The sequence below is a fragment of the Devosia pacifica genome (assembly GCF_014652635.1).
Taxonomy (GTDB): domain Bacteria; phylum Pseudomonadota; class Alphaproteobacteria; order Rhizobiales; family Devosiaceae; genus Devosia; species Devosia pacifica.
The window spans coordinates 1,031,616-1,046,681 of record NZ_BMZE01000002.1; the positions used below are offsets into that span (position 1 = coordinate 1,031,616).

Sequence of the window (15,066 nt, forward strand, 5' to 3'; positions counted from 1 at the left end):
CCTTCCCCTTCAGACCGTCAGATGCGCGGGAATGCGCAGATGGCGGCGGCCGACCTCGACGAAGAGCGGATCGCGCTTGGCGGCCCAGACCGCCGCAATGTGTCCGATCGCCCAGATTGCAATGCCGACCAGCCAGAGCCTCAGGCCAAGACCCACCGCACCGGCCAGCGTGCCGTTCATGATAGCGATGGCGCGCGGCGCGCCACCCAGCAGGATCGGCTCGGTCAGCGCCCTGTGAACGGGCACCGAAAAGCCGAGCAGTTCCCCGCCTTGGTCGGAGGCGCCCGCCATCAGACGAGCGCCCCACCGCCGAAGGAGAAGAAGGACAGGAAGAAGGAACTCGCCGCGAAGGCGATAGACAGGCCGAACACGATCTGGATCAGGCGCCGGAACCCGCCGGAGGTGTCACCGAAAGCGAGCGTCAGGCCGGTGATGATAATGATGATGACGGCGATGATCTTGGCGACCGGCCCCTCGATGGATTCGAGGATCGACTGGAGCGGCGCCTCCCAGGGCATGGAGGAGCCGGAGGCGTGCGCGGCAGGCGTCATCATAACGGCGATGACCACGGCCGACGCGGCGGTCGTCAGTCTCTGGCGGACGTTATGCAGGATCTGGTTCATGGGAGCTTTCCTTTGGGGTTGCTGTGGGAAGAGGTGCGTCCGGAGTCTCGATCGCTCGAACGACGCGATAATCGCCGTCGGGCGAGAGGCCCTCGACGCGGGCGAGCTCTGCGAGCCGGCGCGCGGAGCCGCGTCCCGACAGCACGGCCACGAGATCGATGGTCTCCGCGATCAATGCGCGGGGGACGGTGACGACGGCTTCCTGGATGAGTTGCTCGAGCCGGCGCAGCGCGCCGAGTCCCGATCCCGCGTGGATCGTGCCGACGCCGCCCGGATGGCCGGTGCCCCAGGCCTTGAGGAGATCGAGGGCCTCGCTGCCGCGAACCTCGCCGATGGGGATGCGGTCGGGCCGCAGGCGCAGGGACGATCGGACGAGGTCGGAGAGTGAAGCGACGCCGTCCTTCGTCCGCATGGCGACAAGGTTGGGTGCGGCGCATTGCAGTTCGCGCGTATCCTCGATGATGACAACGCGGTCGGCGGTCTTTGCCACCTCGGCCAGCAGCGCATTGGTGAGCGTGGTCTTGCCGGTCGAGGTGCCGCCGGCGACGAGGATGTTTGCCCGCGCGGCGACGCCAGCCCGCAGGGCCGAGGCCTGCTCGGCCGTCATGATGCCGACGGCGACATAGTCGTCGAGGGAGAAAACAGCCACGGCCGGCTTGCGGATCGCGAAAGCCGGCGCAGCAACGACCGGCGGCAGAAGCCCCTCGAACCGCTCCCCCGTTCCTGGCAGCTCCGCCGAGACGCGCGGGCTTCCGGTATGAACCTCGGCGCCGACGTGGTGGGCGACGAGACGGATGATGCGTTCGCCGTCTTCCGGTGCCAAGCGCTCGCCCGTATCGGATAGACCCTCGGAGAGACGGTCGATCCACAACCGCCCGTCAGGGTTCAGCATCACCTCGACGACGCCGGCATCTTCCAGGAACGTCGCGATGGCCGGACCGAGCGCGGTGCGCAGCATCCGTGCGCCGCGTGCGATCCCTTCCGAATTGTGATGTGAGGCTGCCATCCGATCCCCGATTCCAGCGGGGACAAACGGACGATCCCCATGCGGGGATGATTAAAAGAGCCTGAGTTATGGCTGATTCAACAAGGAATTAGCGGCCTCGTAGTGTAGCGTGTGAAAACAGGAGAACGGCGATCCGTTCCTGCCCGGCTGCTTCCGGAAATTGCGGAAGATTTGCGAGTTGCTCGGTTCTTCGATTGACTGCCGTTGCAGAGTGCGGCTGGATTTACCTCATGTCACACGAAGCCATGTCATCATTCCGCCGGCGGAATGTTCCAGCATGTGGCAGTGAAGCAGCCAATCACCGGGATTATCGGCGACGAAGGCAATCTCGACACTCTCGTCACGGTCCATCAGCAGCGTATCCCTCAGCGGACCTGTCGTGCCGTCGCGCAAGACCTGTCTGAAATGGTGTCCGTGCAAATGCATGGCATGCGGCCAAGCCGTATCATTGACGATGGCGACCTTGACTGTCTCTCCTGCGCGCGCTTCGAAAAGAGGATTATCGGGCATGTCCGCCATGCCGTTGAATGCCCAGACCTTGCCGGCATTCACCAGTTCGGACATGCCCATCATACGGCCGGACATCGTCGCGCCTCGCATTGATCCCATGGCGCCTCCTTCCATTCGCAATTCGATGCGGCGCGCCTCATTGACCGCACCGAGAGCAGACACCGGATTGGCTGGCAGGGCGTTGGGTGCAGGCAATCGTTCGGCATGCGCTTCGCCGTCGACATCGAAGGTCGCCAGTGCATAGCCGGAATTGCCCTCAAGCCCTACGAGATAGGCCTTCTCGTCAACGGTTGCGGTCACGTCGACAACGAGATCAGCGCGCTGCGCCGGGGCGAGAGTGAGTTGGTCGAAGCGCCGGGGCGCGTCCAGCGGCATGCCGTCGAGCGCGACGATCCAGCCTTCTAGACCCTGAGCGGCGACATTGAAAATTCTGGCATTGGCCGCATTGATGAGGCGAAGGCGTACCCGCGCATTGCGTGCGACCATGCGGCGCCAGCCGCCCGTGCCATTGACGGTCACCCAGTTGCCGATGCGGCCCGCATGGGCCCAGTCATGCATGTCGTTGAAGCCGCCGGCGATCTGCCCGTCTTCGGAGAGGCGCCAGTCGTCGATCAGCAAGACCTCATCGAGAGCGACCTCCGGCGCACCGTTGGTCTCTTCCACAATCAGGGCGCCAGACAGGCCGCGCGCCATCTGCTCCCAGGCCCGGTTATGCGGATGGAACCAGTAGGTGCCGGCATCCGGCAGCTCGAAGTCGTAGAGGTAGCTGTCGCCCGGCGCGACGACGGACTGGGTGAGACCGGGGACGCCGTCCATGGCATTGTCGATTCGAATCCCGTGCCAATGAACGGTTCCAGGCTGGTCGAGATCGTTGCGGAACAGCCGGCGCAGACGCTCGCCCTGACGAAGCCGGATCGGAGCACCGGGAACGGCGCCGTTATAGGACCAAACCGCCGTGTCCGGATAGTCGGCTGGCGCGATGCGCGCAGTCGCCGCACGCGCCGTGAGTGTTTCGGCCGCCTCCGTCTGCGCATGCAACGGGCGCGGAAGAGCCGATGCCGCCGCAGTGGCGACCAGGCCGGAGATCATGGTTCGTCTTGTTAGATGCATGTCGTCACTGTCTCCACTACTCGATGCCGTTTGCCCGCTGCAGCGCGCGGACATAGGCAACGATCTTTTCGACCTCGGCTCGGTTCACCCCATCGACGGGCGGCATATTTCCGAACCGCCAATGATGGGCGCGCACGCCATTCTGTACCGCCAGTTGGAAGGCGATGTCGGCATGGTGGTTCGGTTCATAGATGCGATGGACGAATGGTGGGCCTTGATCCGTGCCCGTGGCGTTCTCGCCATGGCAGACGGCGCAGTTGGCTGCAAACAGGTCCGCGCCATCGGCGGCAGCGCCTTCCAGATCGGGCAAGCGCACGGTCGTACTGGCTTGCGACGATCGGGCCGGCTCGTCCTGCGCGGGCAGGAACCAGGCTCCAACACCAGCCACGATCACGGCGATGGCTCCCACTGCCACGATTTTCTTGTTCACTGCGTCGCCTCGCTTCCCGAAAGATCGTCGAGTATGGGGCAATCGGGACGATCGTCGCCGTGGCAGCGATGGATCAGCGTTTCGAGTGTGCGGCGGAGCGATTGAAGCTCGGCGATCTTGGACGTGATCCGGTCCAGGTGATCGCTGGCGATGTTTCTGACGTCGGCGCTTGCCCGGTCACGATCCTCGTAGAGCGACATTAGGGAGCGACAGTCTTCGATCGAGAAGCCCAACGATCGCGCGCGCGACAGGAACGCCAGCTTGTACACGTCGGCCTCGCTGAAGGCGCGGTAGCCGTTCTGGCCGCGCTTCGGCCGAACGAGACCTATGTCCTCATAGTAGCGGATCGTCTTGGCGGGCAGGCCGCTCGCTTCGGCGACGTCTCCAATGTTCATGGGCGCATCCTCCTGATGCACGGTAATATAGGGATTCCAGCTACTGGAAGGTCAAGCCCCTTTGCGACTTTGGAACCTTCCTGCGCTGGAAGGTCGTTAATTTGGGAAAAGAACAAAACATGGAGGCAAAGCATGCATTACGGCCGCTTCTTCGCGATGATCGCCACATCGACCGTGGTGATGTTCGGATTGATGTATCTGAACACCTATCTTCTCAGCCACGTCTTCTGGTCGGAGACCCGGGCCTACATGGCCCTTGTGATGGGCGCGTCCATGGCGGTCATCATGCTCGCCTTCATGCTGTCCATGTACGCGAACCGTACCGCGAACATCGCCATTTTCGCCGGTTCGGTTGTCGTCTTCGCTGCTGCACTATGGCTGGTGCGCAGCCAGGTTACCGTCGAGGACCGCAGCTACATGAGCGCAATGATCCCGCACCATTCGATCGCGATCATGACGTCGAGCCGCGCCAACATAACCGATCCGCGGGTGCGCACCCTGGCCGACGACATCATCTACGCCCAGGACAAGGAGATCGCCGAGATGCGCTATCTGATCGCCGACATCGACGCCAACGGGAAGGCCACGCAGCGCGCGGCGACGACTCCGGCGGAGCTTGTCGGCGCTGAGGAAGCGCTCGCCAGTGAAGAACTTTCCAAGGTCGATCCGGAGTTCCTGACCGAGGATGAGATCGCTCGGGTTTTCCCGGATGGCGCAGCCTGCCGCTTCACCTATACCGAGGGCAGCCCGCCCGTGCTGGTCGCGGGCGAGAGCGCGCAAGGAACGGCTGCTTTGGTCAAGATCAGCGGCGACCTCGTTCGCCTTGACGCAAGCGAAACCGGCCCTGAAGGGGGCACGTTCACCGCCGAGCCGCTCTCGGCTGAACTGCATGAGACCGACAGTGGCGATCTTTACGATCTGGTAGTGACGGCCGGCGCGGAGTACGAGGCCGGCTTCCGCGGCCAGTACACCTGCGCGGGCTCCTAGGAGGCGGTGATGGCGAAGGACGGAACCCGGACCGCGCAACTCTATCGCATGGTGATGCGCGATCACCTCTGCCCCTATGGCCTGAAGTCGAAGGATCTTCTCAAGCGTCGGGGCTTTGAGGTTGATGACCATCACTTGACCACGCGCGAAGAGACCGACGCCTTCATGGAGGACCAAGGTGTGGAGACGACGCCGCAGACCTTCATCGGTGGCGAACGGGTCGGTGGTTACGACGATCTGCGGGTCTATTTCGAGATCGATCCGCCGCCGGAGGCGCAAAGCGACACCTCCTACAGGCCGGTTATCGCCATTTTCGCGGTAGCCGCCCTGCTGGCGCTGGGGTTGTCCTGGAACCAATACGGCACGGTGCTGACGCTGCGGGCGCTTGAGTGGTTCATCTCGCTGTCGATGACCATTCTGGCGATCCAGAAATTGCAGAATGTCGAGAGCTTCTCGACCATGTTCCTGAACTACGACCTGCTGGCGCGCCGGTGGGTGCCCTATGGCACGATCTATCCGTTTGGCGAGGCGCTGGCCGGTATCCTGATGACGGCCGGCATCCTCGCCTGGATATCGGCGCCGGTGGCGCTGTTCATCGGCACGGTCGGCGCTGTCAGCATCTTCAAGGCGGTCTACATCGACAAGCGCGAGCTTAAATGCGCCTGTGTTGGGGGCAGCTCTTCGGTGCCGCTCGGCTTCGTCTCCCTGACCGAAAGCCTCATGATGATGGCCATGGGCATCTGGATGCCGCTCAAGGCATTCCTGATCTGATCCATCCGCCGACCCTTGACCCTCCAGTTGCTGGAACCTTTAAATAGATCAGCGACTCGGCGTCACTCGCCGACACTGGGAAAAGCGATTTCGAGCGGACGATCATGACGGACTACAAAAAAGACAGCATTACTTTGCCTGGCGCCATCGCCATGGGCACCGGGGTCATGATCGGGGCGGGGATCCTCGCTCTGACCGGGCAGATGGCGGAATTGGCCGGACCTCTGTTTCCGCTCTCCTTTATTGCCGGCGCCATCGTCACGGCCTTCAGCGCCTACACCTATGTCAAAATGTCGAACGCCTATCCCTCGGCCGGTGGCATCGGCATGATCCTGGTCAAGGCCTACGGGCCGACGACCGTCGCGGCAGGCGCGGCGCTTTTGATGGCGCTGTCGATGGTCATCAACGAGAGCCTCGTCGCGCGAACCTTCGCCGCCTATGCGCTGCGGGGATTGGGGGTTGAGCCCACAGGCTGGCTGGTGCCGACCATCGGCGTCGCCGTCATCGTCTTCGCCTGGCTTGTGAACGTGTCGGGAAACCGGTCGGTCGGGTTGCTGTCTATTGTGATGGCGTTCCTGAAGGTTTTCGGGATCGCATTGTTCGGCGTTGCGGCGCTTTGGGCCGGTGGTTTTTCCTTCGAGGCGACGGGCGGCGAGACCGGGGCGGGAGGGTTTCTGGCTTCAGCTGCGCTCGCTATCCTCGCCTTCAAGGGGTTTACGACGATCACCAACAGCGGCGCCGAGATCACCGAGCCGCACCGCAATGTCGGCCGCGCCATCGTGGTCTCGATCGCGATCTGCGTCGTCGTCTATCTCCTTGTGGCTTTCGCGGTCGGCTCTAGCCTGCCGCTCGATCGTATCATCGCCGCCAAGGATTATGCGCTGGCCGAGGCGGCGGCACCGGCCTTCGGGCAGGTTGGTTTCTATCTGACGGTGGCTCTGGCCCTGATTGCTACGGCGTCCGGCCTGATCGCCAGCGTTTTCGCGGTCTCGCGCATGCTGGCCATGCTGACCGACATGAAGCTCGTGCCGCACAGCCATTTCGGTATGCCAGGGGCGATCCGTGATCATACGCTCGTCTACACTGTGGTGATCGCCAGCCTTCTGACCATCTTCTTCGATCTCGGCCGGATCGCCTCGCTCGGCGCGTTCTTCTATCTGGTGATGGACATGGTCATCCACTGGGGTGTGTACCGGAACCTCAGGCATGACATCGGCGCCCGGTCATGGATCCTGCTGACGGCGATCACGCTCGACGCGGTGGTGCTCGCAGCCTTCGGACTGATGAAGTGGCAGGCGGACCCGGCGATCGTCGTCATTGCCGTCGGCGGGATTGCCGTCGTCTTTGCCTTCGAGGCGGTATTCCTGCGGCTTCGTCCGCCGTCGACCGGTCACATGCATCATTCGGGCTGAGCTGGAAGATAAAAGGACAATCAGGCTCTTGACCTTCCGGTTACTGGAAGCAGTACCTTGTGCGCCAAGTCAGTCAGGAAGCATTCGAAATGGCGCAGCATTCTCACCAGCATCACGACCAAACGTCGCACAATCACGATGGCCACGATCATGCCGGCCATGATCACCCGGCTCCGAAAGCCGGCGAAACGGCAACCGATCCCGTTTGCGGGATGACGGTGACGATCAAGCCTGAGGCGCGCATGCGCGACTTCGGGGGTGACACCTTCTACTTTTGCTCCGATGGCTGCCGGACGAAGTTCGATGCCGATCCGTATTTTTACGCCTCGGGCAACGCGGCGAAGGTCGGCAAGCGTGCGCCGCAGGGCACGCAGTGGACCTGTCCCATGCATCCGGAGATCGTGCGTGACGAACCCGGCGCCTGCCCGAAATGCGGCATGGCGCTCGAGCCGATGGTGCCGTCCGACGAGCCAAGCGAGGAACTGACCGATTTCACGCGGCGGATGTGGATCAGCGCCGCCGCTGCGGTGCCCCTGGTGATCCTGACGATGGGTGAACTGGTCGGTCTTCCCGTCCGCGACTGGATCGGCCATCAGATCGCGATCTACTTAGAGTTTCTCCTCGCCACGCCGATCGTGCTGTGGGCGGCGCTGCCGTTTTTCCAGCGCGGCTGGGACTCCGTAAAGAACCGATCGCCCAACATGTGGACGCTCATATCGCTCGGTGTCGGCGCGGCCTATCTCTACTCCCTCGTCGCGACCTTCCTGCCCGGCGTCTTTCCCGAGCAGTACCGGATGGGGGGCATGGTCGGCACCTACTACGAGGCCGCGGTCGTCATCATCGCGCTGATCTTCGTCGGTCAGGTGCTGGAGTTGCGTGCCCGCGAGCGCACCGGCGACGCTATCCGGGCGCTGATGGACCTTGCGCCCAAGACCGCGCGACGCATCCTGTCCGACGGCTCCGAATATGACGCGCCGCTGGAGAACATTGTCGAAGGCGACCTGCTACGCGTACGCCCCGGCGACAGCGTGCCGGTCGACGGTGAAGTGGCCGAGGGCCGGTCTTCGATCGACGAGAGTATGATCACCGGCGAGGCCGTCCCCATCGAGAAAACCGAGGGCGACCGGGTGACCGGCGGAACGATCAACAAGAACGGCACGCTGGCGATTCGCGCGACGGCGGTCGGCTCAGACACGGTGCTTGCGCAGATCGTCGACATGGTGGCCGGGGCGCGCCGTTCGCGCGCGCCCATTCAAGGCCTGGCCGATCGGGTCTCGGAAGTCTTCGTGCCGACGGTCGTCGGCATCGCCATCCTCGCCTTTGTCGTCTGGCTTTTTGCCGGACCGAGTCCCGCCTTCGTCTTCGCAATCGCGGCGGCAGTGTCGGTCCTGATCATCGCCTGTCCCTGCGCGCTCGGGCTTGCAACGCCGATCTCGATCACCACGGCGGCGGGACGCGGCGCGCAGGCAGGCGTTCTCATCAAGGACGCCGAGGCGCTGGAGCGCATGGCGCGCGTCGACACGCTGATCGTCGACAAGACCGGAACGCTGACCGAGGGACGGCCGAAGCTGACCGATGTGATCGCCCTTGGGGATATTCCGGAGGACGACGTTCTCGCATTGGCAGCAGCCTTGGAGCGCGGTTCCGAACATCCATTGGCCGAAGCCATTCTCGAGGGCGCGCGGGAGCGGGGCGTGCCACTCGACAAGGCCACGGACTTTGAAGCCGTCACCGGCAAGGGCGTGACGGGAACAGTGGGCGGCCGCTCCATCGCGCTCGGCAACACCGCGCTAATGCAGGCAATCGGCGGTGACGCCGCTAGCGGTGAGGAAAAGGCCGACGCTCTCAGGACCGAGGGCAAGACCGCGATGTTCGTCGCCGTAGACGGCACCCTTGCCGGTATCGTCGCCGTGGCGGACCCCATCAAGGAAACGACCGCGGCCGCGATCCGTGACCTGCATGCGCAGGGATTGCGCGTCATCATGGCGACCGGCGACAATCAGCGCACCGCCGAGGCGGTGGCGGCAAAGCTCGGCATCGACGACGTGCGCGCCGGCGTTCTGCCGGAAGGCAAGAAAGCCTTTGTCGACGAGTTGCGCGCGGCGGGCCGTTCGGTGGCCATGGCGGGCGACGGCGTCAACGACGCGCCCGCGCTCGCCGCTGCCGATGTCGGCATTGCCATGGGCACGGGCGCCGATGTTGCCGTGGAAAGTGCAGGGCTAACATTGCTGGGCGGCGATCTCACAGGGATCGTACGGGCGCGAAAGCTCGCCAAGGCGACCCTGCGCAACATCAAGCAGAACCTGTTCTTTGCCTTCGTCTACAACACGGCCGGCGTGCCGATCGCAGCCGGTGTGCTCTACCCCGTCTTCGGCCTGTTGCTCTCGCCGATGATCGCGGCCGCCGCCATGTCGCTGTCATCGGTCTCGGTGATCGCCAACGCGCTCAGACTGCGGCGGCTGGACCTCTGAATTCGGAATTGAACGCGTTCTTGCTCAAGGTGTCAAAATGGCTCCACTCTCACGTCGCAGTTTCCTGGCATCCGGCGCTGCCGCCGGCATCATGGCGTCGCTTCCCGGCACCGTGTACGCGCAAGCTTCCACCAAGGCCAATGCGTTCACATTGCGCGCCGTGCGTCGCACGATCGAAGTCGACGGCCGTGCCGCCTCGGTCCTGGGTCTTGTCGACGGCTCCGGAAGGCCCGGACTGATCCTCGATCCCGGTCAGCGCTTTCGTGTCGACCTCACGAACGATCTCGATGTCGAGACCATCGTGCACTGGCATGGTCAGATCCCGCCGAACGCCCAGGACGGCGTGTCGAACACGAGCCCGATGATTCCGGCGGGCGGCAGCCGATCCTTTGATTTTGCGCCCCGTACCGGAACGTTCTGGATGCACAGCCATGTCCCGGCCCAGGAGGTCGATCAGCTCGCGGCGCCCCTGATCGTTCGAAGTGCCGAAGATCTGGCTGCTGACAGGCAGGAGGTCGTTCTCTTCCTGCATGACTTTTCCTTCCGCTCCGGCGAAGAGGTCCTTGAGGAGATCACGTCCGGCCGCGCGATGCCGCATGGCGAGGTGCAGGAAGGTAGCCACTCCATGGGAGAATTCCCGCGGCGGATCGTCGGGCATCACGAATCCGATCCGATGTCCATGCCAATGCCGAACGCGATGTCGGGCGGCATGGCGGGGATGGGCCACGACTCCGGAATGGAGATGGATCTCAACGACTTCGAATTCGATGCCTATCTCGCCAATGACCGGACCCTGGACGATCCCGAGGTGATAGCGGTCGAGCGGGGTGGACGCGTTCTCCTGCGTGCCATCAACGCGGCGTCGATGACGGCATTCTGGATCGATCTCGGATCGGTGGTCGGTCGCCTGGTTGCCGTCGACGGAGATGCCGTAGAGCCCATGGAAGGAACGCGCTTCGGCTTCGCTCAAGGGCAACGGCTCGACATCGAGATTGATATGCCAGCAGACGGATCGGTCTTGCCTGTCCTGGCCTTGCGCGAAGGCGCACCGCAAAGGACCGGTATCGTGCTTGCCCCGCGCGGCGCCGAGGTGCGACGCATCTCTTCCACGGCGGACGCCGAGCATCCGGCCTATTCCGGCGACATGACGACGGAGTTGGCGCTCCGTGCCCTCAATCCTCTCCCGGATCGGCCGGTGGACCGGACGCATATGGTCATGCTGGGCGGCCAGATGAGCCCTTATGTGTGGTCGCTCAACGGGCAACTCTGGGGCAGCCATACGCCGGTCGCGGTCATGTCGGGCGAGCGTGTCGAGATGATGTTCCACAACATGTCGATGATGGCGCACCCGATGCATCTCCACGGACACGCTTTCCAGGTCGTGGACGTCAATGGTCAGCGGATCGCCGGCGCCGTCCGTGATACGGTGCATGTTCCGCCGATGGGGATGGTGACGATTGCCTTCGATGCCGGTGAGGTCGCGCCTTGGATGCTCCATTGTCATCACATGGCGCACATGGCCGCCGGCATGATGAGCGAACTCGATGTCCGGTCGGCCTGATGCGCGCGCGGCCTTCGATCGGATCAGGCGCTAACGATGAGTAAACGGAGTGTCTTGATCGTCGGAGGCTACGGCCAGGTCGGACGCGCCATGGCGGCTCGGTTGCGGCAGATGGGCTGCACTGCCGTGACCATCGGCGGGCGGAGACGTGCGCCCGCCCAAGGCGTCGCGGAGAAGCTGGGCTATCGCTGGACGACGATCGACCTGAACGACGGGCGAACCTGGTCAGGAGCGCTTGAAGGAATAGACGTTGTCGTCGTTTGCATGGACCAGGATGAGCCGGCCTTCGCCGAAGCGGTTCTGGAGCGGGGTCTTGGCTATATCGATATAACGGCTTCTGACGACCTTTTCCGGCAGATCGAGGCGCTCGAGGCCTTTGCGATTGCGAGCGGTGGATGGGCCGTGCTTTCCGTGGGCCTCGCGCCTGGCCTGACAAATCTCATGGCGCGGGCCTGTGCAGACGGCATGGATCAGGTCGAGAAAATAGAGATCGGTATCCTCCTCGGTCTCGGGGACGCTCATGGAACGGCCGCGTTGAATTGGACATTGGAGAACCTGCGTCCGTATCCCTCATCCGCAATCCGCAGGATCGCGTTCGGAAGCCGATCTGTTCAACGAGCATCTATCCCGTTCGATTTCGCGGACCAGCACGTCCTGATGCGGCGCCACGGCTATGAGCGCGTGACGACGCGCCTTGCGTTCGATACGCCGCTTGTGACGGCAGGGGGATTGCGTCTTCTCGGTCACCTTGGTCGGATCCAGGGGATGCGCAGCGTTATGAGATGGCTGTTTTCAAAGTTTCGGGTCGGATCGGACCGGGTGGGATTGTCGGTCACCGCCGTTGGTCGAACGCAAGGAAAGCCGTCTCGACGTTTCATGTCATTCGAGGCCAGGAAGGAAGCGGAGATCACTGCGCTGATGGCATCTCAAACAATCCTGCTCATGCTTGATGAGCCGCCGCAGACCGGCATCCATCATCTGGAAGAAATCCGCGGGATTGATGACTTTGCTGACGGTCTGCGAGGCGAGGGTAGCGTCCTTGCCTAAAGGCAGCCCCTAATATGGATACCCGACGGTCGGCAGAAATCCTGTGATGGCCTCATTGGCATGATAGGAAATTGCCAAGGCGTTCCCGTCCGTCCATTTCACACGAGTTCTTTTTGGCCTCACCTGGCCTCTCTCTCCACGTCTTCCGGTATCTCCTGCCGAAGCTTCGGTCCCTTGGCGAGACGGCGGCCGAGCGCGGTGATGAAAGACTCGTAGCGCTCTGCGGCCTTGGCGCGAGCTGCCTGGGCGGCCGGTTCCGGAAGTGCCGGCGTCGTGGTGAGCCAGAATCTAACGAAGACGGCCAGCGTTTCGACAGAGATACCGAGATCTCGTTCCAGACGGGAGATGCGCCGGTCGATCTGATCCAGCCGCTTGGCAATGACGGCCTCGCGCCTTTCAGCATCGTCGGGCGAAAGAAAGGAGGCGATCGCCGCCTCCGCGATCATCGACTGCGATTGCTCGCGCCGCGCTGCATAGTCCGACAGCATCGCCATGATGTCCGGGTCAAGATAGACGGAGATCTGCGTCTTTTTCCTTCGGGCAGGCATAGGCTAGAGTTCCATTCCGTCTTTGGTGTCGAGCGAGACTTGCCGCGCCACCCTTTGCATCGTGCGGGACATCCGACTGTTGCGCGCGGCTTCTTCCTGATCATCATCGAAGGGGTCGATCTCGAATTCGTTTTCGATTGGCTCCTTCTTCTCGACGGGCTGGGCGCGGCCGAGCTCCGGCTGGCGGCGCCGTTCGGAATCGGTGGTGTCCTCCTCGTCGTCAGCGCTGCCAGAGCCGTTGGCGTGTAGGGTCGGCTTGGGTGGCAATGGCAGTGTACTCCATTCGTCCTGTTCGATCTCGACAGGCGCTGCTTTAGTTGGCGGTGGCAGAATGCGATCCTGGAAACGGGGGTCCTGGTAGTAGCGAACTTTCTTCGCGCGGATCGGCGATATGCCCGCGACCATGACGATTTCCTCCGCCGGCGGGAGTTGCATGACCTCGCCAGGCGTCAGAAGCGGCCGAGCCGTTTCCTGCCGCGACACCATCAGATGACCGAGCCAGGGCGAGAGCCTGTGCCCGGCATAGTTTTTCATCGCCCGCATCTCTGTCGCCGTGCCGAGGGCGTCTGATACCCGTTTGGCGGTGCGTTCGTCATTGGTCGCGAAGCTCACCCGGACGTGGCAATTGTCGAGGATCGAATTGTTCGGCCCGTAGGCTTTCTCGATCTGGTTCAGCGACTGCGCGATCAGAAAGCTCTTGAGCCCGTAGCCTGCCATGAAGGCGAGCGCGCTCTCGAAAAAGTCGAGGCGGCCGAGTGCCGGAAACTCGTCCAGCATGAGGAGCAATTTGTGTCGCGCGGTCCTGGCCTGCAGGTCTTCGGTCAGCCTCCGGCCGATCTGATTGAGGATGAGGCGGATGAGCGGCTTGGTCCGATTGATGTCGGAGGGCGGCACGACGAGATAGAGCGTTGCCGGGCGCTTGCCGCCAACCATATCGGTGATCCGCCAGTCGCAGCGGCGCGTCACCTTCGCGACGACAGGATCGCGGTAGAGCCCGAGGAACGACATGGCGGTGGAAAGGACGCCGCTGCGTTCATTGTCGGACTTGTTAAGGAGTTCGCGTGCCGCGCTGGCTATAACCGGATGCGGCCCGGCTTCGCCAAGATGCGCCGTCTTCATCATGGCGGCGAGCGTGGATTCGATGGGGCGTTTCGGATCGGACAGGAAAGCGGCGACGCCAGCGAGTGTCTTGTCCTTTTCGGCATAAAGGACATGGAGGATGGCGCCGACCAGAAGTGCGTGGCTGGTCTTCTCCCAGTGATTGCGCTTTTCCAGCGAACCCTCGGGATCGACGAGGATGTCGGCTATGTTCTGAACGTCGCGCACTTCCCATTCGCCGCGTCGAACTTCGAGCAAAGGATTGTAGGCGGAGGACTCGGGGTTGGTTGGGTCGAACAGGAGCACGCGGCCGTGCCGGGCGCGAAAGCCTGCCGTGAGCTGCCAGTTCTCCCCCTTGATGTCGTGGACGATGGCCGAGCCCGGCCAAGTCAGAAGCGACGGAATGACCAGACCGACGCCCTTACCCGAGCGGGTCGGCGCGAAGCACAACACATGCTCCGGTCCCTCATGCCGAAGATAGTCGTCCTTGAGCTTACCCAGGACGACGCCATCGGGGCCAAGCAGACCGGCAGACTTGATCTCATCAGCTTTCGCCCACCTTGCCGATCCATAGGTGAAAACGTTCGGCGCCTCGCGAGCACGCCAGACCGACATAAGAATGGCTACAGCAATTGCCAGGAAGCCTCCCGAGGCAGCAATGATGGCTCCCTCAATGAAGATCGGCGGGGCATAGGCATCGTAGAAATACCACCACCAGAAGAACGCGGGTGGATAGTAAATCGGCCACCCTCCGACTTCGAACCAGGGCGCGCCGAGCTGGGCCTGAAAGCCAAAGCGCCAGGCGGTCCACTCTGTCGCCACCCAGGTAGTGGTGAGGACGATGGTGAAAACGACGGGGATTTGCCCCCAGAGGATTCTCGTTCCTGACATGGCTTCCAGTCTCGCGCAAATATCGGAACGCTGAGCGGCATGATCAGGGACAACAAGTCCATTTTCTCACGGATCGTAAGAACGGCGACCAACGGATAAACAACGGCGGGTGGGACGGAAACTTAAGAAAACAATTCGTCAGTTGAAATGGGGCACCGATTATTGGCTGTGAAATTGGTCAGGTGATCGCAGCGAGGGACCTGCAG

14 protein-coding genes are annotated in these 15,066 nt (G+C 62.9%); 6 read left to right on the top strand and 8 right to left on the bottom strand.

The window, feature by feature from the left end; translation table 11 throughout:
- Positions 1-9 precede the first annotated feature (9 nt).
- From IE127_RS12140 to cueR, 6 genes are all read right to left on the bottom strand, one after another.
- On the bottom strand, positions 10-291 hold the full coding sequence (locus IE127_RS12140; RefSeq protein WP_189425915.1) for a VirB3 family type IV secretion system protein: 282 nt from the start codon (positions 289-291) through the stop codon (positions 10-12).
- A complete protein-coding gene (locus tag IE127_RS12145) occupies positions 291-623 on the bottom strand; it encodes a TrbC/VirB2 family type IV secretion system protein (RefSeq protein ID WP_189425916.1) in 333 nt (110 codons plus the stop codon). The genes IE127_RS12140 and IE127_RS12145 overlap by 1 nt, the downstream gene beginning before the upstream one ends.
- Positions 604-1,629 (bottom strand): P-type conjugative transfer ATPase TrbB, encoded by a 1,026-nt coding sequence (gene trbB, locus IE127_RS12150; protein ID WP_189425917.1) that lies wholly within the window; start codon positions 1,627-1,629, stop codon positions 604-606. Before trbB ends, IE127_RS12145 begins: the two co-directional genes overlap by 20 nt.
- A gap of 228 nt (positions 1,630-1,857) precedes the next feature.
- Positions 1,858-3,228, bottom strand: a complete 1,371-nt coding sequence (locus IE127_RS12155) for a multicopper oxidase family protein (RefSeq protein WP_210310481.1) — start codon at positions 3,226-3,228, stop codon at positions 1,858-1,860.
- Positions 3,229-3,265: 37 nt separating this feature from the next.
- Positions 3,266-3,679 carry a c-type cytochrome gene (locus tag IE127_RS12160; protein WP_189425919.1) on the bottom strand — a complete coding sequence of 138 codons (414 nt, stop codon included), beginning with the start codon at positions 3,677-3,679 and terminating at the stop codon, positions 3,266-3,268.
- Positions 3,676-4,074 (bottom strand): Cu(I)-responsive transcriptional regulator, encoded by a 399-nt coding sequence (cueR, locus tag IE127_RS12165; RefSeq protein ID WP_189425920.1) that lies wholly within the window; start codon positions 4,072-4,074, stop codon positions 3,676-3,678. The genes IE127_RS12160 and cueR overlap by 4 nt, the downstream gene beginning before the upstream one ends.
- Positions 4,075-4,206: 132 nt before the next feature.
- On the opposite strand from cueR, the gene IE127_RS12170 reads away from it, so the two are divergent.
- The 6 genes from IE127_RS12170 to IE127_RS12195 all read left to right on the top strand — a co-directional run bounded on the left by IE127_RS12170 (position 4,207) and on the right by IE127_RS12195 (position 12,323).
- On the top strand, positions 4,207-5,061 hold the full coding sequence (locus IE127_RS12170; protein ID WP_189425921.1) for a DUF305 domain-containing protein: 855 nt from the start codon (positions 4,207-4,209) through the stop codon (positions 5,059-5,061).
- Positions 5,062-5,070: 9 nt separating this feature from the next.
- The gene (locus IE127_RS12175; protein WP_189425922.1) at positions 5,071-5,832 is read left to right on the top strand and encodes a glutaredoxin family protein; all 762 of its coding nucleotides are present in this window, start codon (positions 5,071-5,073) and stop codon (positions 5,830-5,832) included.
- Between the two features lie 104 nt (positions 5,833-5,936).
- Entirely contained in the window at positions 5,937-7,244 is a 1,308-nt protein-coding gene (locus IE127_RS12180) for an APC family permease (RefSeq protein ID WP_210310482.1), read from the top strand.
- A gap of 89 nt (positions 7,245-7,333) precedes the next feature.
- Positions 7,334-9,715, top strand: a complete 2,382-nt coding sequence (locus IE127_RS12185; RefSeq protein ID WP_189425923.1) for a heavy metal translocating P-type ATPase — start codon at positions 7,334-7,336, stop codon at positions 9,713-9,715.
- Between the two features lie 37 nt (positions 9,716-9,752).
- Positions 9,753-11,276, top strand: coding sequence for a multicopper oxidase family protein (locus tag IE127_RS12190; RefSeq protein ID WP_189425924.1), 1,524 nt, complete (start codon positions 9,753-9,755; stop codon positions 11,274-11,276).
- 36 nt (positions 11,277-11,312) lie between these two features.
- Entirely contained in the window at positions 11,313-12,323 is a 1,011-nt protein-coding gene (locus tag IE127_RS12195; RefSeq protein WP_189425925.1) for an NAD-dependent epimerase/dehydratase family protein, read from the top strand.
- 119 nt (positions 12,324-12,442) lie between these two features.
- Here the strand turns inward: IE127_RS12195 and IE127_RS12200 are convergent, their stop codons facing one another.
- Both IE127_RS12200 and IE127_RS12205 read right to left on the bottom strand, forming a co-directional pair.
- The gene (locus tag IE127_RS12200) at positions 12,443-12,871 is read right to left on the bottom strand and encodes a hypothetical protein (RefSeq protein ID WP_044410271.1); all 429 of its coding nucleotides are present in this window, start codon (positions 12,869-12,871) and stop codon (positions 12,443-12,445) included.
- Positions 12,872-12,874: 3 nt separating this feature from the next.
- Positions 12,875-14,860, bottom strand: coding sequence for a conjugal transfer protein TraG (locus tag IE127_RS12205; RefSeq protein WP_189425926.1), 1,986 nt, complete (start codon positions 14,858-14,860; stop codon positions 12,875-12,877).
- Positions 14,861-15,066: the final 206 nt, after the last annotated feature.